The 20,574-nt window shown below is 68.9% G+C and carries 18 protein-coding genes; 12 read left to right on the forward strand and 6 right to left on the reverse strand.

The genetic code is table 11. The features are described from left to right. Positions 1-40: 40 nt before the first annotated feature. The 7 genes from ACYQ78_RS32100 (at position 41) to ACYQ78_RS32130 (ending at position 6,262) form a co-directional block, all read left to right on the forward strand. A complete protein-coding gene (locus ACYQ78_RS32100; RefSeq protein WP_459804698.1) occupies positions 41-859 on the forward strand; it encodes an undecaprenyl-diphosphate phosphatase in 819 nt (272 codons plus the stop codon). After that, entirely contained in the window at positions 856-1,536 is a 681-nt protein-coding gene (locus tag ACYQ78_RS32105) for an MSMEG_4193 family putative phosphomutase (RefSeq protein WP_459804699.1), read from the forward strand. Before ACYQ78_RS32100 ends, ACYQ78_RS32105 begins: the two co-directional genes overlap by 4 nt. A 9-nt stretch (positions 1,537-1,545) precedes the next feature. Beyond that, complete coding sequence (locus ACYQ78_RS32110) at positions 1,546-2,115, forward strand: DUF3090 domain-containing protein (RefSeq protein WP_459804700.1); 570 nt, start codon at positions 1,546-1,548, stop codon at positions 2,113-2,115. Further along, positions 2,112-2,858 (forward strand): SCO1664 family protein, encoded by a 747-nt coding sequence (locus ACYQ78_RS32115; protein ID WP_459804701.1) that lies wholly within the window; start codon positions 2,112-2,114, stop codon positions 2,856-2,858. Before ACYQ78_RS32110 ends, ACYQ78_RS32115 begins: the two co-directional genes overlap by 4 nt. Before the next feature lie 101 nt (positions 2,859-2,959). Further along, a complete protein-coding gene (locus ACYQ78_RS32120; RefSeq protein ID WP_459804702.1) occupies positions 2,960-3,700 on the forward strand; it encodes an NRDE family protein in 741 nt (246 codons plus the stop codon). A 9-nt stretch (positions 3,701-3,709) separates the two neighbouring features. Beyond that, the gene (mshC, locus tag ACYQ78_RS32125) at positions 3,710-4,915 is read left to right on the forward strand and encodes a cysteine--1-D-myo-inosityl 2-amino-2-deoxy-alpha-D-glucopyranoside ligase (protein ID WP_459804703.1); all 1,206 of its coding nucleotides are present in this window, start codon (positions 3,710-3,712) and stop codon (positions 4,913-4,915) included. Between the two features lie 18 nt (positions 4,916-4,933). Further along, positions 4,934-6,262 (forward strand): LVIVD repeat-containing protein, encoded by a 1,329-nt coding sequence (locus tag ACYQ78_RS32130; RefSeq protein ID WP_459804704.1) that lies wholly within the window; start codon positions 4,934-4,936, stop codon positions 6,260-6,262. Here ACYQ78_RS32130 and ACYQ78_RS32135 read toward each other — a convergent pair. Together ACYQ78_RS32135 and ACYQ78_RS32140 are read right to left on the reverse strand one after the other, a co-directional pair. Continuing rightward, positions 6,240-7,313, reverse strand: a complete 1,074-nt coding sequence (locus ACYQ78_RS32135; RefSeq protein ID WP_459804705.1) for a GNAT family N-acetyltransferase — start codon at positions 7,311-7,313, stop codon at positions 6,240-6,242. The genes ACYQ78_RS32130 and ACYQ78_RS32135 overlap by 23 nt on opposite strands. Next, the gene (locus tag ACYQ78_RS32140; RefSeq protein ID WP_459804706.1) at positions 7,310-8,362 is read right to left on the reverse strand and encodes a GNAT family N-acetyltransferase; all 1,053 of its coding nucleotides are present in this window, start codon (positions 8,360-8,362) and stop codon (positions 7,310-7,312) included. Before ACYQ78_RS32140 ends, ACYQ78_RS32135 begins: the two co-directional genes overlap by 4 nt. A gap of 93 nt (positions 8,363-8,455) precedes the next feature. On the opposite strand from ACYQ78_RS32140, the gene ACYQ78_RS32145 reads away from it, so the two are divergent. The 4 genes from ACYQ78_RS32145 to ACYQ78_RS32160 are packed head-to-tail and all read left to right on the forward strand — an operon-like array spanning position 8,456 to position 12,497. Continuing rightward, on the forward strand, positions 8,456-9,700 hold the full coding sequence (locus ACYQ78_RS32145; protein ID WP_459804707.1) for a cytochrome P450: 1,245 nt from the start codon (positions 8,456-8,458) through the stop codon (positions 9,698-9,700). A 48-nt stretch (positions 9,701-9,748) separates the two neighbouring features. Then, a complete protein-coding gene (locus ACYQ78_RS32150; protein ID WP_459804708.1) occupies positions 9,749-11,155 on the forward strand; it encodes a GH39 family glycosyl hydrolase in 1,407 nt (468 codons plus the stop codon). Continuing rightward, complete coding sequence (locus tag ACYQ78_RS32155; protein WP_459804709.1) at positions 11,152-12,054, forward strand: glycosyltransferase family 2 protein; 903 nt, start codon at positions 11,152-11,154, stop codon at positions 12,052-12,054. The genes ACYQ78_RS32150 and ACYQ78_RS32155 overlap by 4 nt, the downstream gene beginning before the upstream one ends. After that, the gene (locus ACYQ78_RS32160; protein ID WP_459804710.1) at positions 12,012-12,497 is read left to right on the forward strand and encodes a hypothetical protein; all 486 of its coding nucleotides are present in this window, start codon (positions 12,012-12,014) and stop codon (positions 12,495-12,497) included. Before ACYQ78_RS32155 ends, ACYQ78_RS32160 begins: the two co-directional genes overlap by 43 nt. Here the strand turns inward: ACYQ78_RS32160 and ACYQ78_RS32165 are convergent. The 4 genes from ACYQ78_RS32165 to ACYQ78_RS32180 form a co-directional block, all read right to left on the reverse strand. Beyond that, positions 12,494-16,261 (reverse strand): lipopolysaccharide biosynthesis protein, encoded by a 3,768-nt coding sequence (locus ACYQ78_RS32165; RefSeq protein ID WP_459804711.1) that lies wholly within the window; start codon positions 16,259-16,261, stop codon positions 12,494-12,496. The two genes, ACYQ78_RS32160 and ACYQ78_RS32165, sit on opposite strands and share 4 nt — an antisense overlap. A 99-nt stretch (positions 16,262-16,360) precedes the next feature. Next, positions 16,361-17,086 carry a glycosyltransferase family 2 protein gene (locus ACYQ78_RS32170; protein ID WP_459804712.1) on the reverse strand — a complete coding sequence of 242 codons (726 nt, stop codon included), beginning with the start codon at positions 17,084-17,086 and terminating at the stop codon, positions 16,361-16,363. Between the two features lie 447 nt (positions 17,087-17,533). Continuing rightward, on the reverse strand, positions 17,534-18,328 hold the full coding sequence (locus tag ACYQ78_RS32175; protein ID WP_459804713.1) for a peptidoglycan recognition protein family protein: 795 nt from the start codon (positions 18,326-18,328) through the stop codon (positions 17,534-17,536). Positions 18,329-18,422: 94 nt separating this feature from the next. Further along, on the reverse strand, positions 18,423-18,896 hold the full coding sequence (locus tag ACYQ78_RS32180) for a peptide deformylase (protein ID WP_459804714.1): 474 nt from the start codon (positions 18,894-18,896) through the stop codon (positions 18,423-18,425). Positions 18,897-19,112: 216 nt separating this feature from the next. On the opposite strand from ACYQ78_RS32180, the gene ACYQ78_RS32185 reads away from it, so the two are divergent. Next, on the forward strand, positions 19,113-20,438 hold the full coding sequence (locus tag ACYQ78_RS32185) for an MFS transporter (protein WP_459804715.1): 1,326 nt from the start codon (positions 19,113-19,115) through the stop codon (positions 20,436-20,438). Positions 20,439-20,574 lie beyond the last annotated feature (136 nt).

The raw sequence follows: 20,574 nt of genomic DNA on the forward strand, positions 1-20,574 counted from the left end.
GAGTCAGAGTATCGTGTTCGAGGCTCTAAGCTGGCCGACCGTGAACGTCTTCGAGGCGGTCATCCTCGGCATCGTCCAGGGGCTGACCGAGTTTCTGCCGATCTCGAGCTCGGCGCACCTGCTCATCGTGCCGAAGCTGGCGGGCTGGGCCGACCCCGGAGCCGCGTTCACCGCCGTCATCCAGCTCGGCACCATGCTGGCCGTGCTGATCTTCTTCTGGCGCGACATCCTGCGGATCACCGCGGTGTGGCTGCGCAGCCTGACGAACAAGGAGCTGCGCGCCGACCTCGACGCGCGCATGGGGTGGTACATCATCCTCGGCACGATCCCGATCTCGGTCGCCGGCCTGCTGTTCTCTGACGCGATCGAGGGACCGGCGCGGAACCTGTGGCTCAACTCGGCCATGCTGATCGTGTTCGGCCTGATCCTGCTGGCCGCCGAGCAGTTCGGCAAGAAGGCCAAAGAGCTGTCCGATCTGGGGTTGAAAGACGGTCTCATCATCGGGGCCTGGCAGATGCTCCCGCTGATCCCCGGCGCCTCCCGGTCGGGCTCCACGATGACCGGCGCGATGTTCCTCGGCTACACCCGCGAGGCGGCGGCCCGCTACTCGTTCCTGCTGTCGATCCCGGCCGTGGTCCTCTCCGGCGTCTACGAGATGCGCCACGTCGGCGACGGCGGCGGGCCACCCCTGGTGGCGACCATCGTGGCCACCGTCGTGTCGTTCGTCGTCGGCTACGCCTCGATCGCCTGGCTGCTGAAGTGGGTGGCCAAGCACTCGGTGAACATCTTCGTGATCTACCGCGTCTTCGCGGGCACCTTGTTGCTGACCCTGCTCGGGCTGGGAGTGATCACGGCATGACGACCCTTCTGCTGCTGCGCCACGGGCTCACCCCGCTGACGGGGCCGGTCCTGGCCGGGCGCGCGCCGGGCGTCCACCTCGACGACCGGGGGCGCAAACAGGCCTCCGACGCCGCCGAGCGGCTGGCCGGGGTACGGCTCGACGCGGTCGTCTCCAGCCCGCTGGAGCGCTGCCGCGAGACCGTCGAACCTTTCAACGCCGAAACCGTCGAGATCGACGACCGATTCGCCGAGTGCGACTACGGCGACTGGACCGGCAGGAAGATCGGCGACCTCGCCAAGGAGCCCGAGTGGCGGGTGGTGCAGGCGCACCCCAGCGCGGCGGTCTTCCCCGGTGGCGAGTCGCTGGCCGCCGTGTCGGCGCGGGCGGTCGCGGCGGTCCGCGACTGGAACACCAGGCTGGGGGAGCGGGCGACCTACCTGGTCTGCTCCCACGGCGACGTGATCAAGGCGATCGTGGCCGACGCGCTCGGTCTGCACCTCGACCAGTTCCAGCGGATCAACGTCGATCCAGGATCGGTCACAGTAATCGAATACACCCCCATCCGCCCCTTTCTTCGCAGACTTAACGACACCCGAAATTTCGGGCTTCCGGAGCCGCCTCCGGAGCACAAAGATGGGGGAGAAAACATCGCCGGGAGCGACGCCGCCGTCGGCGGCGGAGCCGGGACCACGTAAGGTCGGGCTATGCCGGTCTTCGACTACGATCCGCCAGAGAGGTTCGTGGCCGGTGCCGTGGGGCAACCGGGCGCGCGCACCTTCTTCCTGCAGGCGAGGGCGCAGGGGCGCATCACCACGGTCTCGTTGGAGAAGTTCCAGGTCGCCGTTCTGGCCGACCGGCTCGACGAGCTGCTCGACGAGGTGCTGCGCCGCAGCGGCGGCCAGGCCCCCGTTCCGGCCGTGCCCGTCGGGGGGAGCTCCGACGAGGGGCCGCTCGACACCCCCATCGAAGAGGACTTCCGCGTCGGCACCATGGCCCTCGCCTGGGACCCGGACACCGCACAGGTGATCATCGAGGCACAGGAGGCCACCGCCGAAGAGGAGGAGGACCCCATCTTCGGCGACCCCGACCGCCCCGAGCCCGCCGTCCTGCGCGTGCGCATCAGCGCCGCCGCCGCGCGTGCCTTCAGCCGCCGCGCGCTCGACGTCGTGGCCGCCGGTCGGCCACCCTGCCCGCTGTGCGGGCAGCCCCTCGATCCCGAGGGGCACATCTGCGTCAGGCTCAACGGACACCACCCCGGGGGACTCACCGCATGACCGCTGAGAACGCGGAAGAGGGGACTCGACTCGACGACGCGGCGGCCATGCGCCTGCTGCGGGGCGGGCGGCTCGAAGTGGCCGGCCGTCTGGTCGAGGCCACCAACATGACCCTCTACTGCACGATCAGCCAGGGCGAACAGGTCGCGGCCTGCGTCTACAAGCCGGTGAAGGGCGAGCGCCCTCTCTGGGACTTCCCCGACGGCACGCTCGCCAACCGTGAGGTGGCCGCCTACGAGGTGGCCGTGGCCATGGGCTGGCGGCTGGTGCCGCCCACCGTCTACCGCGACGGCCCGTTCGGCCCCGGCATGGTGCAGCTCTGGATCGACGCCGACCCCGACGCCGACCTGATGGCCGTGATGCGCAGCCGCCAGCCCGCGCTGCGCCGCATGTCGGTCTTCGACGCCGTGATCAACAACGCCGACCGCAAGGGCGGCCACCTGCTGCCGCTGCCCGACGGCCACGTCTACGGCGTCGACCACGGCGTCTGCTTCTCCGTCGACACCAAGCTCCGCACCGTGCTGTGGCAGTGGAAGGGGCGCCCGCTCTCCCGGGAGGCGGTCGCCGTCCTGGTCCATCTCGACCAGGAGCTCGAGAAGGGGCGACTCGGGCGAAGATTGCGAGAATTGCTCACCTCCGCCGAGGTGGAGGCGACCTGGAACCGGGTACGCAGACTCCTGGACACCGGAATCCACCCTTACCCCTCGGGCGACTGGCCCGCGATCCCCTGGCCCCCGATATAACATCCCTGGAGCCTCACTGAGCTGGACGGAGCACATTATTTCCGGCACTCTGCATGAGTCTCTACCGATAGTGGAGGGAACGGGCATTGTGTACGGTCATCGTGAGCTTCGACCCCGATGCGGAGGCGCCGATCCTGCTCGCCGGGGTCCGCGACGAGTTCGTCGGGCGTCCCTGGATGTCGCCGGGCGCTTACTGGCCCGACTACCGGGGAGTTCTCGGCGGTCGTGACCTGCTGGCCGGGGGAACCTGGCTCGCCGTCAACCCTGCCGCCCGCCGCTGCGCGGCCCTGCTCAACGGCCAGGGCCTGCTGTCGACGGCCCGCAACCGCGCGACGCGCGGCGATCTTCCGCTGCTGGCCGCGTCCAACGGCGAGATGCCGCTGGTCGAGCTGGTCCGCTACGACCCCTTCCACCTCCTGCTCGCCGGGCTCGACGGCGTGCGGCTGTGGACCTGGACGGGCGACAAGCTGACCGAGGAGAAGCTGCGCCCCGGCACCTACGTCATCGTCAACGCCGGGCTGCCCGACGCCGACGAGAACCCCCGGGTCGACCGCTTCCAGCCCGCCTTCGCCAAGGCGCCCCGGCCCGGCCGCCCGACCGGCGGCAACCCCGAGCGCTACTGGGGCGACTGGCTCACCCTCGCCTCCGGCGACGGCCTGCCCTACGAAGACCCGGCCGCCCTGCTGGTCCGCCACGAGCTGAGCGACGGCCGGCTGTTCATGTCGCTGTCGGTCAGCCTGGTCGCGCTGGCCGAAGCGGGCCTGCGCTACGACTTCCTGCCGGCCCCCGACGACCCCGGGACCTGGCATCCCGTGGACATTCCGCGCGAGGCACGTGGATAGGCTCACACCATGCAATCGTGGTCTTCGTCGAACGTCCCCACCCTGCCGGGCCAAGGTCACCCGCTCCGCCTCTACGACACCGCCGCCCGCGAGATCCGGACCACGGAGCCCGGCCCGGTCGCGCGCATGTACGTCTGCGGCATCACCCCCTACGACGCGACCCACCTCGGCCACGCCAACACCTATCTGGCGTTCGACCTGGTGAACCGGGCCTGGCGGGACGCCGGCCACGAGGTGCACTACACCCAGAACGCGACCGACGTCGACGATCCGCTGCTGGAGCGCGCTGAGCGCGACGGGCAGGACTGGCGGGAACTGGCCGAAGAGCAGATCGAGCTGTTCCGCACCGACATGGCCGCGCTGCGCGTGCTGCCTCCGGCCGAATACGTCGGCGTCACCGAGGTCGTCGACCAGGTGGCCGCGCTGATCGAGCGGCTGGGCGAGGCGACCTACGCGATCGACGGCGACGTCTACTTCGCCCGCACCGCCGCCCCCAAGTTCGGCGCCGTCTCCGGCTACGACGAGGAGACCATGCTGGCGCTGTTCGGCGAGCGCGGCGGCGACCCCGAGCGGCCCGGCAAGCGCGACCCGCTCGACTGGCTGCTCTGGCGGGCCGAGCGTCCCGGTGAGCCGTCGTGGCCGTCGCCGTTCGGGCCCGGCCGTCCCGGCTGGCACATCGAGTGCACCACGATCGCGCTGAACAACCTCGGCCCCGGCTTCGACGTCTCGGGCGGCGGCAGCGACCTGATCTTCCCGCACCACGAGATGGGCGCCTGCGAGGGCCACGTGGCGACCGGCGAGTGGCCGTTCGCGAAGGCCTACGTCCACTCCGGCATGGTCGGCCTCGACGGCGAGAAGATGTCGAAGTCGCGCGGGAACCTGGTGTTCGTCTCCAGGCTGCGGCAGAGCGCCGACCCGATGGCGATCCGGCTGGCGCTGCTGAACCACCACTATCGCTCCGACTGGGGCTACACCGACGCCGACCTGACCGGCGCCACCGAGCGGCTGGCCCGCTGGCGCGCCGCCGCCGCCCGCCCGGCCGGTCCCTCGGGCGCCGAGCTGCTGGCGAGCGTCCGCGACCGGATCGCCGACGACCTCGACGCCCCGGGCGCGCTGGCCGCGATCGACGCGTGGGCCGCTTCAGAGGGCGACGACGCCGAGGCTCCGCGACTCATGCGGGATGTCGCCGACGCACTGCTCGGAATCGCACTTTGATGGATACGCTGCGTCGTAATGAAGCGGCTATTTGTTGCACTTCTCCTCATAGCGGGCTGCACGACCGCGCCGGCGCCCTCAACGTCCCCCGCGTCCCCGAAGAGCAGCGCTCCGGCGCCTGAGTTCACGATCACGCCCGGTCTGCGGCACGTCGCCAACGTGCCGCCCGGCGCCCCGTTCGACACCCCCGAGTCGTTCGGCACCGACCTGGCCTTCCAGGGGAAGTACGCCTTCGGCGGGAACTACGACGGGTTCACCGTCTACGACATCGGCGATCCGGCGAAGCCGTCGGTGGTGACCCGGGTGCTCTGTCCCGCCGGGCAGAACGACGTCTCGGTCTACAACAACCTGCTGTTCCTGTCGGTCGACGAACCCCGGGCCGGGGCCGACTGCTCCAGCGGGCCGGGCGACCCCGCGCAGGAGGCCTCGTTCGAGGGCATCCGGATCTTCGACATCACCGACGTCGCGCATCCGCGCTATGTCACGGCCGTCCGCACCCGGTGCGGGTCGCACACGAACACCTTCATCCCCGGCGAATCCGTCCATTACGTGTACGTCGCCTCGGCGGGACCGGCCCCCGGCACCGCCAACTGCCCGGCGCCGCACGAGATCATCTCGATCGTCGAGGTACCCGCCGCCGATCCGGCCGCCGCGAAGGTGGTCGCCACCCCGACGCTGTTCACCGACCGCGATCCCGGGCGGTTCGGCGGCTGTCACGACATCACCGCCTACCCGTCGGAGAACCTGGCGGTGGCCGCCTGCTACGGCGACGGCCTGCTGCTCGACATCACCGACCGGGTCGCGCCCAAGGTCCTCCAGCGGGTCACCGACCGCGAGAACTTCTCGATCTGGCACTCGGCGGCGTTCACCCCCGACGGCACGAAGGTCGTCTTCAGCGACGAACTGGGCGGGGGCACGACCGCGATGTGCGCGGCCGGGGTGCCGAGGAACAAGGGCGGCAACGCCGTCTATGAACTGAAGGACCGGAAGCTCACGCCGCTCGGGCTGTTCAAGATCCCGCGCGTGCAGACCGATGGCGAGAACTGTGTCGCGCACAACGGCAACGTGATCCCGGTCGAGGGCCGCGACCTCATGGTGCAGGCCTGGTACCAGGGCGGGGTCTCGGTGTGGGACTTCTCCGATCCCGCGCAGGCCCGCGAGATCGCCTCGTTCGACCGCGAGCCCCTGGAGCCGGGTGCCCTCGGTGGATCGTGGTCGGCCTACTTCTACAACGGCTACATCTACTCCAGCGACATCACCCAGGGCCTCGACGTGCTGCAGCTCACCGACCCCTCGGTCGCGGGGGCCAAGATGCTGCCGGGGCTCAATCCCCAGACGCAGGAGTAGGGCCGCGCCTGGCCGCGAGCCATTTGGCCGCGCGGTCGGCGGTGCCGTACAGGACCGGGGTGGAGAGCACCAGGTTCACGGCGCGGCGCCGCGGCTCGTGCGTCAGCCAGTGGCGGGCGGCGGTGAGGGAGGGCCGCGACAGGCGGCCCTCGGCGACCAGGAGATCGCCCGTTTTGAGGCTGTCCTTGTAGCCCTTCTCGCCCCGGCCCAGGTCCATCAGGGTCACGCCCGCCTCGGCGACGGCGCGGCACAGCCGCAGGCGGTGGATCAGGCCGGGGGAGTAGAACGCGAAGGCGGGGTCGTAGACGGGGAACCAGGCGATGATCGTCGTCTCGGTGCGGACCCCGAAGTTGCCCGCGATCAGGGTGTCCCCGGCGTAGAGCAGGCCGAGCGTGCCGGTGAAGACCGGGGTCCGCAGGTCGTGCAGGCGCTCGGTGACGGCGACGACCCACGGCTCGGCGAAGCGGTCGGGGCGGCCGGTGCGGCGATACTGCGCCGACTTCCACGCCTGGAGGGTGTGCAGGGCCGCGCGGTCGGGGGAGTCGAGGACGAACCGGACCTCGCCCACCTCACGGGCCAGCCGGCGCTCCTTCTTCAGGGTCGACTTGTAGATCTTGTTCGACCGCTCGGCCAGGCCCTTCGCGTAGACGTCGTAGCCGCCGGTCAGGTCGATGACCGGAGACGGGTGCCGCTCCTTCTGGCTCTGGACGAATTGAGCGGGGTCCAGATGGTCGAAGGCCCAGACCTTGAGGTCACAGGCCTTGAGCAGCGCCTTCGGGTCGGGGGAGAGGCCGGGTTCGGCCGCCATGCCCTGGAGGTCGGAGAGCACCGAGCCGATCGGGAGGCCGATCGCGCCCCGCTGCTCGAAGGGGAAGAAGCCCCGGCCTCCGTCGATCACCGCCACCCGGGCGTCGTCGCGGACCGCGCCGACGGCCTGGGTGTATTCGGGCGCCAGGAACGGGTTCGGGCGGCGGTCCAGCCGCTCCAGCGCCCGCCAGTCGCTCAGGTGCGACCCGGTCAGCTCCGACGGGCGCAGGACGTCGATCCTCACGCGCGGCCCCGCATCTTCAGCGCCCGGTCGGCGAGGGCGTAGAGCCGGGGGTTGCCGATGATCGTCTTCTTGATCCTGCGGGCCGGGGCGGTGCGCAGCCAGTGGAGGGCCGAGGCCGCGCCCGGCCGCCTCGCGACGCCCTCGGACAGGGGGAGGGTTCCGTTGCAGATGGTCTGCTTGTAGTCCCCGGCGGTTCCGGTGTCGATGTGCCGGATTTCTCGGGCGGCGGCGGCGTCGACCAGGCGTAAATGATGAATCAAACCAGGCGAATAGGACCCCAGTTCCGGATCATAAGCGGGGAACCAGCCCGCCATGACCCCCTCGCTGACCAGGCCGAAATGCGCCGCGACCGGGCGGTCGCCGATCTTCAGAACCGACAGCGGGGCGCTGAATTCCGGGGTCTGGACGTCGCGCAGCTTTTCGATCAAGGCGGCCACCCAGGGTTCGGTGGTGCGGTCGGCGCGGCCGATGCGGCGATATTGGTCGGACTTCCAGCGCAGCAGCGCGTCGAAATGATCATTTGACGCGTATTCGTAGGTCAGCGGGCCGAGGTCCCGCTGCAGCTTGCGCTCTTTGTAGACGATCGTCTTGTACGACTTCGGGGACGTCTCGCGAAAGAACTTGATATATCCGTCATATCCGGATTCGAGATCGAGCAGCATCGCCGTCCGATTCTCGTCCGTGCTGAACCAGGGCTGGCCGCCGACCAGATATTCGAACTCGAAGACGTCCAGACCACAGCCTTTCAGCAGGTCGGAACCGGCGCATTCGAATCCGGGACGGTGCACCACGCCCTGCGCCAGGGTGATCCACGCGGCCAGCGGACGGCCCGCCCGGGGGCCGCACGGCTCGAACGGCAGGAAGCCCGCCAGGTCGTTGTTATCCCAGATCACGGCCACTCTGGCGTCGTCGCGGACCGCGCCGACCGCCTGCGCGAACTCGGGTGCCAGCCACGGGCTGGCGAGGTGGGGCGAGGCCCGGCGCATCGACCGCCAGGCTGATAATTCCGGCTCGCCGAGATCACGGGGGCGTACAACATCGATCTTCATATGCGATGAATTCCGGTGACCTAGGGAGCGATGACCGCGCCATACTAATCACGCGAATACCGGCCCGTCCCCCGACCTGAGGTGCTGCTCCTTATGACCCTCGTGCAGAAGATCGACCTGGGCAGCCTCGACTTCTGGGGGCGGCCCCACCCCGAGAGGCTGGCGGCCTTCGAGCAGCTGCGGCAGATCGAGAAGCCGATGTACTTCGGGGAGCCGAGGGTGCCGGGCCTGCGGTCGGGCAAGGGGTTCTACGCGCTGGTCCGGCACCAGGAGATCACCGACGCGCTGCGCAACCCGGCCGTGTTCAGCAGCTATCCGTCGGTGTCGATCCCGCCGCCGCCGTTCTGGGCCAAATACATCTTCGGCAACTCGATGGTGAACCTCGACGACCCCCAGCACGGCCGCCTGCGCCGCATCATCGCCCGCGCGTTCACCCCCCGCATGCTCGACAAGAGCGAGCAGGACGTCACCGCCAACGTCAACCGCATCATCGACGGCGTCATCGCCGCAGGTCCGGGCGGTGACTTCATCACCCAGATCGCCAACCCGATCGCCTCGGGCGTCATCTGCGACATCGTCGGCGTGCCGGAACAGCACCGGAACCTGGTCATCGAACGGGTGCACACCTGGGCCGACTACACCGGCGTGCGGCCCGGGTTCGTGTCGTCGTTAGGGCTGGCGGCCAAGAACACGCTCGGCCTGGTGGGGCTGCGCCGCATGGTCATCGAGCTCGGCAAGGAGCGTCGGAAGGACCCCCGGGAAGACGTCATCTCGCAGCTCGTCACCGCTAACCTCGACGGCGAGAAGCTGACCAGCATGGAGCTCGGCGCCTTCTTCACCCTCCTGGTCACCGCCGGGATCAACACCGCCAGCAACGCCATGGCCCACGGCCTGCGGCTGCTCACCACCCACCCCGACCAGCGCGAACTGCTCGTGAACGACTTCGACAAGCACATCGGCACGTTCATCGAGGAGATCGTCCGCTACGTGACGCCGGGCATGCGCACCGGCCGCACGATCAAGGTCGAGCACGAGGTCGGCGGGCAGGTCTTCCAACCGGGCGACAAGGTCGTCCTCTACTTTCTGTCGGCCAATCGCGACGAAACGGTCTTCGCCAATCCCGACACGTTCGACATCACCCGTGACCCGAATCCACATGTCGGGTTCGGTGCACCGGGTATCCACTTCTGCCTCGGTGCGAATCTCGTCCGGAAAGAACTCACTGTCGCGTTCAGGGAACTTTTCCAGCGACTTCCGGAGATCCACGCCATCGGCGAAGGCCGCCAACTGCGTTCCAACTTCGAGAACGGCCTGACCGAGTTGCGATTCGGCTTCTAGATTCCGGGGTATCGGGCGATTCTTTGTTTCGCCCGATATCGTGACCGGGTGGCTCGAGAGAATCGGCGGCACTGGCGGCACGCACGCCGTTCCCTCCGCACCAGGCTCGTCATGCTCTTCGCGATCGTCACGGTCGCCGGCGCGGTCGGCGCCCTCATCATCGCGATGTCCGGGCCCCCGGCCGTCCCGTGGCAGCCGTTAGGCGACCAGGGGGAGTCGGCACCCGAAGCGGTCGCGGGCCCCGCGGCGGCCAAGCCGATCATCGTCGGCGGGGGGGCGCCCAACGGGTTCCCGGTCTGGGGCTTCTCGCACACCCGGTTCAGCGTCGACTCGGGCCCGCCCGAGGTCACCGCGATCGCCGAACGCAGCCTGGCCAAGGGCCGGATCATCCAGAACCAGCACATCATGGGCTTCGGCACCCTCAACCCCGAGCCCTCGCCCGGCAAGTACGACTGGGACACCATGGACAGCCGGATGGCCGCCATCAGGCGCTCGGGCGGCCTGCCGGTCATCACCCTCTGCTGCGCCCCCGACTGGATGGTCGGCGGCAAGCCCGGCGAGACCGACTGGGAGAACAACTTCACCCAGTCGCCGCTGCGCAAGCACTACAAGGACTTCGCGAAACTGGCCGCCGCCGCGGCCAAGCGCTACCCCTACGTCCGCCACTTCATCGTGTGGAACGAGTTCAAGGGCTTCTTCAACGAGGGGCTCAAGCGGTGGGACTACGAGGGCTACACCGAGATGTACAACCTCGTGTACGACGCCCTGAAGAAGGTCAACCCGAAGATCCAGGTCGGCGGCCCCTACATCAACGTCACCGACCGGCCCGGCTGGAAGTCCGAGGTCTCCGGCCCCTGGGGGAGCCAGGACCAGCGCGGCCTCGACGCCATCAGGTTCTGGCTGAAGAACAAGCACGGCGCCGACTTCATCGTGGTCGACGGCACCTCCGAGTCGTCCAAGGGCATGTATCCCGACGAGTTCAAGGCCCTGGCCAAGTTCTCGGCCGTCAACGCGTGGCTGAAGAAGCAGACCCGGCTGCCGATCTGGTGGGCCGAGTGGTACTTCGAACCCGCCGAGTCCGACTGGACGACCGGGCGCCGCCTGGCCGTCCAGGCCGCCGCGATGATCGAGTTCGCCAAGAGCGGCACCGCCGCCGCCCTCTACTGGTCGCCCCAGGGCGAGGGCCCCGAGTGCGACGGCTGCCTGTGGACCAACCTCGACCAGCCGAAGGCCGGTCAGCCGCTGCCCGCGCTGACCATGCTCCAGGAGTTCGCGCGGTCGTTCCCGGCCGGAACCCGGCTGGCGAGCGTGCCCGCGACGCATCCGGCGGTCCGGCTGCTGGCGTCGTCCAAGAAGCTGGTGGTGGTCAACACGCGCGGCGAGGAGACCAAGACCACGGTCGACGGCAAGCAGGTCACCCTCAAGTCCTACGAGGTCCGGTGGATCAACCGATGACGTGGCCCGCGGTCAGCGTGGTCGTCTGCACGACCGGCAACCGGCCCGAGATGCTCCGCGAGGCCCTGGCCTCGGTGCGCGCGCAGGACTACGAAGGTGACATCACCGCCGTCATCGTGTTCGACCGGTGCGAACCCGACAAGGAGGTCCTGTCGGACGACCCGCACCGCCGGGTGACCTGGACGACCAACGAACGGGTCCCCAACGTGGCGGGCAGCCGCAACAGCGGCATCCTGGCGGCCCCCGACGACCTGGTGGCCTTCTGCGACGACGACAACACCTGGCGCCCGTCGAAACTCCGGCTCCAGGTCGAGGCGCTCCAGGCCAACCCCGACGCGGCGCTGGTCTCCTGCGGGATGGTGTCGACCCAGGAACGCCTCTGGCCCGCCTCCCACATCACCTTCGACGACCTGCTGCGCTCCCGCATCCCGGCGGCGACGACGTCGTCGTTCCTGATGCGCAAGCCCCTGCTGACCGGGCCGGTCGGGATCTTCTCCGAGGAGATCCCGCGCGGTTTCGCCGAGGACTACGAACTGCTGCTCCGCTGCGCCCGGCACGCCCCGATCCCGTATGTGCCGGAGATCCTGGTCGAGGTGCCCCCGCACGAGGGCTCCCACTTCTACGGCCGCTGGTCGATGATCGCCGACTCCCACGAGTGGCTGCTGGAGAACTACCCCGAGTTCCGGCGCGACCGGCGCGGCTACGCCCGGCTGGCGGGCCAGGTGGCCTTCGAGAGCTCGATGGCGCGGAACTGGGGCCGGTCGTTGAAGTGGGCACGCCGGGCGTTCTTCACCTCACCGATGGAGCCTCGCACCTACGCCGCTCTGGCGATCACTTCTCGGCTAGTCTCCGGCGAGTGGATCATCAAGAAGGTGCAGGCGAGGGGGAGCGGAACTTAAAGCCCCTCTTCTGGTTCTGGGTCGTCGTCATCCTCGGCGTCGCCGGATGCGGCGTGTACGTGGTCGCGAATTTCGGCGACAAGGTCGTGGCCGTCGATGACTCCGTCCGGGAGGAGATCTCGGCCGGGCTCGGCATCGTCGACATGTACGAAGGCGGTCTCAACGGCGCGGGCAACGTCTTCTACGAGGGTGAGTTCATCGTGCTCAAGACCACCGTCGGCCGGCAGATCGACGCGATGAAGAAGTCCGGCTGGACCCAGGAGAGCCCCCAGCACGACCTGGTGTCCCACCGGCTGGAGGCCTGGGCCTCGGTCGAGCCCCTGACGGCGTTCATCGCGGCGCACAGGGAAGACTTTCTCGGGTATGGGCAGGCGGCAGACCGGTTCGCCGGGAGCATCGCCGATCCGGAGAACCACATCGTCGTGTCGCTCAGCTCGACCTAGACGCTGAGCAGCATGAACCTCTCCAGAATGACCCAGCCCGCCAGGAGCAGGAACGGGATCGACAGCCAGGCCAGTCTCCGGCTCCAATACCAGGTGCCCGGCCGGTCCCTGATCCGGATGACCTCCCGTGTGATCACCAGCAGGACGAAGATCCCCAGAGCGATCAGGCCGTAGGGCGTCCACGGGGTCTCGCCGATGCGGAACGGGGTGCCGCGCAGTTGCGGGGCGATCCGGCCGGTCGGCTGTTCCTTCAGGGCGTAGACGGCCGCGTCGTCGTTCCAGACCAGGGTCTTCAGGTCGGGGTGCTGGGCGAGGGACACCCGGATCTTCGGGCCCCAGTCGGCGGGGTAGTTGGCGTCGATCTCCAAGGACGCCTCCTGACTGCGGGTTGCCAGGATGAACGAACCCGGGCCCGCGTCGCGCAGCTGTTCCACCACGTTGTCGACCTTCAGCGGGTCGCGTCCGGCCGTCGCCCTGATCTGGCGGACCCGTTCGACCCCGGTCAGGCTCCACGAGATCGACGAACCGCCGTCGCCCTCGGGGACCAGGTAGAGGATGCGGGTGGTCTCCAGTTTCTGGTCGTAGATGTAGTCGATGGCGGCGCGTTCGGAGGGGGACGTCCACTCGTACTTCTCGTTGCCGAACCTGGCGAGCAGGAACGCGCCCGCGAGGCCGAGCACCAGGACGCAGGCGACGACCGGGCGCAGCTTCGTGAGCTTGGGGAAGCGGCGCTTCGGCGGGACCTTGCTCGGCAGGCCGGGGTAGAAGAGGTAGGCGACCAGGATGCTGGTGGCCGGCAGGGTGAACAGGTAGACGCGCAGGCCGAGTTCGCCGCCGTAGCTGAGCATGGCCAGCGACAGGACCGGTACGACCATCATCACGAAGACGACCCGGTCGCCGATGCCCTTCTTCAGCCGGCGCAGCAGGCCCAGCCCGGCCAGGCCGAGGATCACGCCGGTGATGGCCAGGCGGGTGTAGAGCACGACCAGGCGTTCGGGGTTGGTGGAGCTGATCCTGCCGGTGGTCTGCGAGGTGAGGTTGCCGCCGACCTGGCCGACCGAGCCGACCATCGCGTCGAGGTGGCCCGACCAGTAGGCGACGGCCATGTAGTTGACGTACGCCGCCACGATCGCGCCGAACAGCACGACCATCATGAAACTGAGGCGGGTGCGCCGGAACACCACGAAACCGAGCAGCACCCCGCACATCATGAACGGCGTGATCTGATGGGACGTCGCGGTCGCCACGAAGATCAGCACGACCAGGACCAAGATGATGATCTTGTCGGTGGTCGTGGTCTTCCGCGGCGCCCGCTCCCCGGGCCGCAGGGTCCAGCGGCGTTTCCAGAACGACGAGACCGGATCGACCCGGACGAACCAGGTCAGCAGGATCGCCACGAACAGCATGTAGAGCAGGTAGGTCATGCCCTGCGGGGAGAAGTAGTCCTGCCCGACCCACTGAGAGACCACGAAGATCATCAGGGCCAGCCACTTGGCCCGCCGGTCGGCCTGGAGCCGCCTGACGATGACGATCAGCGGGATCAGGTAGGCGACGTTCGAGATCAGCGGCCACCAGTTCAGCAGCGCCGCCGCGTCCTCGACGCCCGCAGCCCTGATCATGAACGCCGAGAAGACCGAGAAGCCGGGCCAGTTGAAGCGGGCGTCCAGGGCGACCAGGGTCTCGCCGGTACGGGCGATGTAGTCGACGAAGCCGCCGATCGTCCAGGCGACCGGGAACCTCGGGAGGGGTTCGACCAGGACCGCCGCGCCGTGCAGGGCGAACATGACGGCGAGGATCTGGAACAGCAGCAGGATCGGGCGGTTGCGCTTCTGGGTGAGGGTGTCGAAGAAGCTCAGGATCAGCAGGGCGATGGCGAACAGCGCCACGGGGGGCATGACCGAGATCAGGCCGAGGCCGGTCATCGCGTAGAGATCCACGCCGACCAGGCCGGTGGGGCGGGCCTTCATCGCCAGCACGTACATGACCAGGGCCTGGACCGTGATCGCGGCGCCCAGCCATTCGCGGGGCTGGCGTAACAGCACGACCAGGCCGCGCAGGCGGTGGGTGCGCGGGGGCGGGGTGACCCTTTCCGGGACCACCACGAGTTCACCGGCGGGGGCGACGTCCCAGCCCGGCGCGACGATCCGAAACTCCTGCGTCTTGAGGCCGAATTCGGAGTCGCTCCAGTCGACGTGCTTTTCTTCTTTTTCCTCGCCGAGGTCTTCGGCGGGGTCTTCAACGGGGTCTTCGGCGGGTTTTTCCGCCGGCTCCGCCATTTCGTCGGGCCGCTCATTCTCGGCCTTTTCTTCAGGCGGTTCTGTACGTAATGGCGCGTCGTCTGGATCATCGACGATCGGGTCGGTGATTCTGGAAGTCATCAGCCGGCGTATTCCGCCGAAGGGGAGGGCTGTGGGTCTGATGGTGTCCACCGCTTCGGAATCGTCGGAGGTGTGTCCGGGTGCGGAATCGGTTTCGTCCCCCCGCGGACGGCACAGGCGGATCAATGCGGGCGCCACCGCGGCCGCCGTCACACTCTGCGTGACCACCAGGGCGATCCCGACGCCCTCGATGCCGTAGCGGGGCAGCAGCAGCCACGTCAGCCCGAGAGCCAGCGCGCACCGCGCCGCCTGGATGTAGAGCAGCGCGCGGCCCCGCCCCATCGCCCGCAGCGCGCCCAGGTAGAGCTCGACGAACGCCCGCGCCAGCGTGGCCAGCGCGATCAGCCGCAGCAGGGTGGTGCCGTTGTCGGCGAACTCGGCGCCGAAGACGCTCAGCACCAGCGGCGCGGCCAGCACCACCAGGGCGATCATCGGGATGAGCACGGTCAGGCTGCGGTGCAGCGCCCGCCGGGTGTGGCGGCCCAGTTTGGCCGGGTCGAAGGAGCCCTCGACGGTCAGGCTGGTCGCCATCGTGAACGCGAAGATCTCCAGCAGGCCGCCGACGGTGACCGCGATGCCGTAATAGGCGTAGGTCTGGTGGGAGACCTGGGTGGCGACCACGACCGGGACCAGGTAGATCGCGGCCAGCGTGAACACCGAGCCGAAGTAGTCGCCTCCCGCGAAGCGGGCGATCCGCTTCAGCGTCGGGGGAGCGCGGTGGGCGGTCTCGGCGACGTGGCGCGGGATGACCCGGACGAACAGCAGGTAGTTGACCGGGAGCACGGCCAGCGCGCACGGGATGATCCAGGCCAGGAACACCTGCCACGAGACGACGTCGCCGCGCGCCGCGACCAGGAACGCGCAGGCCGCGACGGCGGTGACCTTGACGAACCCGACGGCGACGTTCACCACCGGCACCCACGTCGAGCGCCGCAGCGCCGACAGCACCACCTCTTGCAGCGTGTAGACCGACCACACGATCACGACCAGCGCGAACACCCCGGCGGGCAGCCAGCCCCACAGGATGCGGAACCCGGGTTCGTCCTTGGTGACCACGATGAAGACCGCCGTGGCGACCAGCCCGAGGGCGCCGCCGAGCAGGTAGACCGCCGCGACGAACCGCCCCGTCGCCCGCCCCGTCTCCGGCACGAACCGGGTCAGCGCCCCCACGAACCCGAACGAGGTCAGCGCCGCCAGCATCCGCATCGCGTTGATGAGCGCCTGGCCCTCGCCCACGTCGGAGGCGGGGAAGAGCCGGGCCGCGATGACCCAGTAGCCGACGCCGAGCGCCGCCCCGATGCCCGCGTTGACGATCAGGGCGTAGGCGTTGCGCAGCAGCGGATCCTGGAGGTCGGCGGGCAGCCGACGGCGGAGCGTCTCGGTCACCGGTTCTCAGTCATCACAGATCAGATCAGGCGGAGCGTGCTTTGAAGGGGCAGGTCAGGCGTGCGAGCAGGTCGGGCGCCTCCGGGCCGGGGCGTTCTGTCAGGCGGCGCCTTGGTCGGCGGGCACCCCGGCTTCGTCTTTCACCTCGGCGGGGGCGGTGGGCAGGCGGGTGTCGCGTTCGCGGAGGATCGTCTTGAGGACGCGCCAGCCGTCGCGGACGGTGCGGAGGTTGCTGGTGCCGTGGATGCGGCCGCGTTCGTGGCTGGGCACCTCGTGCACCTTTAGTCCGGCCTTGGCGGCGCGGATGTTCATCAGCGTCTCGACCTCGAACCCGGCGCAGTCGGGCGCCAGCACGTCGAGGGTGCTGGCCCAGAAGGCGTTGTAGCCGTAGCAGAGGTCGGTGTAGCGGGTCCGGTAGATCAGGTTGACCAGGCCGGACAGCATCAGGTTGCCCAGGCGGCGGCCGAAGGTGATGTCGTCGCTGCCGCCGCCGTTGGTGAAGCGCGAGCCCTTGGCGTAGTCGGCCCCGGCGACCAGCGCCGCGACGAACCGGACGATCTCCCGCCCGTCGGTCGACCCGTCGGCGTCGATCATCACGATGATCTCGCCGGTGCAGGCGGCGAAACCGGCGGCCAGCGCGTCGCCCTTGCCCCGGCCCGGCTGGGTGACCACCCGCAGGCCCGGCCGGAGCCGGCGGGCCACCGCGACGGTGTCGTCGGTCGAGGCGCCGTCGACCAGCACGACCTCATGAACCCACCGGGGCAGCGTCGCGAAGACGTGGGGCAGGTTCTCGGCCTCGTTCATCGCGGGGACCACAACGCTCACCCGGGGAGCGATAGCCATTAAAGGGGTGATCGTAGTAAATGACCCTAAATGGGATATAGGACGAGAAATGCTGCTCTCGGGATTCATGGTGCGGGGATCCTCCGGGGCAAGGTGCGTGCTGCGTCGGTGCAAAGGGGGCACGATTGCCTTCGCGTGCTGCGAGGACGGGAAACGTACCAGGGGTGGGCCCGTCTCGTCGGCCTTGCGCCGTCCGGATACATCCGGGCCGGAACGCGGCCGAAACGAGGAGCGCTAAGACGCTACATGTCCTGATCTCGTGCCGGGTGGAGATCCCGCTGAAACACGCCAGGACGTACGGAAGATCTTCATTTGGCCCCCACCTCATGTCACCCGGAAGATCCCTCGCAGGACGTTATGCCCGGATGCGTCCATATCCCGGATAAATACATCTGAACAACTTCGATCACCACAGTCAACTGCCGAGACCTATTCGGGACGGTTTTCCGAAAGGTCCGAAATGCCGATTGCGGGACCGTGGTCGAACACGCGTTCAGGCCGCTCGGCGAACAGCACGCCCCGGCGCGGCAGGCTCTGCTGCTCCAGCTTCCAGGCGGCCGGGCTGAACCGGCGGCCGACCATCCGGTGCCACACCCGCTCGCGCAGTTCGGGCAGCAGGTCGTAGAGGTAGTCGCCGGGGCAGCGGGTGTTGTTCAGGTCGCGGTGGCCGACGATCGCCTCGTAGGGGTTGAGGTCGTACTGCGCGCACAGCCACGCCGTCAGTTTCACCAGGGAGCCGAGCAGGGCCAGGGTCGGGCTGGTGCGGGCGTAGGTGCCCTCGTTCTCGATGCCGAGCGAGGTGCGGTTGTGGTCGGCGGTGTGGGCGCCGACGGCGTGCATGCCGCGGGAGAGCGCCAGGAGGGTGCGGTTGCGGCCCTCCATGATGTGGCCGCCGCGGCTGATGGTGAACTGCTCGCCGATGTCGTCCCAGCGGTTGCGGCGCATGTGGTGCTTCTGGATCGCCCGGGAGAGGCGGTGGGCGTGCTCCAGGGTCTCGTCCATCGTGTTGGACGTCGCCGTGTGGTGGATCACGATGTGCTCGGGGGCGCGGCGCAGGATCGTCGCGGTCTCGTGCGGCTCGCGGGCCTCCCATTCGAGGCGTTCGTGGATGCGGGGCCGGATCGGGCCGACCCCGGCCGCCGCCCTCGACGGGGTCAGGAGAGGGACCGCGGCCCCGGCGAGCGAGAGGCCGAGCGTCAGGGCGTGGCGGCGGTCCAGGGGCATGCGTGCTCCTCCGAAGGGGCGGGAGGAGAGGATTCGGTTACACAGCGTGACAGGTAGGAGGAATACCTCATTAACGGCGGGCCCAAACCGGGCATCACACCTGAGCCAGGAACTTCTCCCTTTCTTCGGGCGCCAGCCGGTCGCTGAAGAGCATGCCGTCGAGATGGTCGGCCTCGTGCTGGAGCACCCGGGCGAGCATGCCGATGGCCCGGACCGTGACCGGCTTGCCGAACATGTCGCGGCCACGCGCGGTGACCGAGAAGGAGCGTTCCAGGGGCCACCAGATCCCGGCGGCCGACAGGCACGCCTCGTCGGCGACCACCTTCCGCTCCGAGCTCTCCAGGCGGGGGTTCACGAGGTGACCCGCCCGTCCGTCGAGGTCGAAGGCGAACACCCGCAGCGGCACACCGAGCTGCGGCGCGGCCAGACCGGCCCGGCCGGCGCCCGCGCGCAGCGTCAGCGTGAGCGCTTTGACCACCTCGCGCAGTTCCTTGTCGAAGGTGGTCACGTGTTGGGCTACGGTCCGTAGCGATGGATCGGTGAACGGGACGATCCGATGAGCAGTCATGCACGCTCCCCGCGGCGACGGCGACACCAAGTCGAAATGCCCTGCATGCACTGGGCCTAATCGCGGTTAAATCCGTGTTGCGCCGGTGCGTCGTATGAGTTGCTTGTTTCGTACGTGCGACGCACTTAACGGGCGCACCGTCACCGATCGTCAGTGTGCGTAACGGCGGCCTCCTAGTTTCCAGGCAACCCTGGAAACCGAGGAAGGACCCCCCTCATGGCACGCTGGATCGCTGACTGGCGCCCCGACGACCCCGACTTCTGGGCCACCACCGGGCGCCCGGTCGCCCGCCGCAACCTCCTCTACTCGATCTTCGCCGAGCACCTCGGGTTCACGCTCTGGACGGTGTGGAGCATCGTCGCGGTGCGGCTGGGCGACTACAAGTTCACCACCGACCAGCTCTTCTGGATCGTCGCGCTGCCGAACCTGGTCGGGTCGGCGCTGCGGTTGCCGTACACCTTCGGGCCCGCGAAGTTCGGCGGGCGCAACTTCACGGTGGTCAGCGCGCTGCTGCTGCTCGTCCCCGCGGGGCTGCTCGCGGTCGCCGTCAACGACCCGGCGACGCCCTATTGGATGTTCCTCGTCATCGCCGCCACGGCCGGGCTCGGCGGCGGCAACTTCGCCTCCAGCATGGCCAACATCACCTACTTCTACCCGCAGTCGCGGCAGGGCGCCGCGCTCGGGCTGAACGCGGCGGGCGGCAACATCGGGGTCTCCTCGGTGCAGCTCGTGATGCCGCTGGTCATCGGGGCGTTCGGGCTGGCGGCGGCCGGGCTGTTCTGGATCCCGTTCATCCTGGCGGCGGCGCTGGGCGCCTACTTCTTCATGGACAACCTGACCGTCGCGAAGGCCGAGCCGCGCGAGATGGCGAAGGCGGCAGGGAAGCCGCAGACCTGGATCATGTCGGTGCTCTACATCGGCACCTTCGGCTCGTTCATCGGCTACTCGACCGCGTTCCCGCTGCTCATCAACTCGCAGTTCCCCGAGCACTCCGGGCTGGTGACGTTCGCGTTCCTGGGCGCGCTGCTCGGCTCGCTCATCCGGCCGGTGGGCGGCTGGCTGTCCGACCGGCTCGGCGGGGCGTCGGTCACGCTGTGGAACTTCGCCGCGATGGCGGGCGCGGTCCTTCTCGTGTACGCGGGCCTCGCGGGCCACAACGTGGTGCTGTTCTTCGTGGCGTACCTGCTGCTCATCGGCACCGCCGGGGTGGGCAACGGGTCGACCTACCGGATGATCCCGGCGATCTTCCGGGCCAAGGCGATCGAGGGCCTGGAGCCCGGCACCCCCGCCTACGACGACGCCCTGGCGGCCGGACGCCGGGACGCGGCGGCGGCCATCGGCTTCATCTCCGCGGTCGGTGCTTTCGGCGGATTCTTCATCAATCGCGGATTCGGATCGTCCATCGGAGCGACCGGAGGAGCGGGGGCGGCAATTTCCGCTTTCGCCATTTTCTACGGCGTTTGTTTCGCTCTGACCTGGTTCTGCTACCTGCGGCGCCACGCCACTGGAACCACCCCGAGTCTTGCGGCCGCACGTGTTTAGGAAACGAACGGCAGTTTGTAGCACAGCGGTAACAGAAGGGACCCAGCGGTGAAACCCCCTGAAAGCACCATCGGACCCATGCCGTTCTCACTTTCCGCACCGGCGCCTGTGATGTCGCCGCTGCCCGAGGAGACGG

Source organism: Herbidospora sp. RD11066, assembly GCF_054661255.1.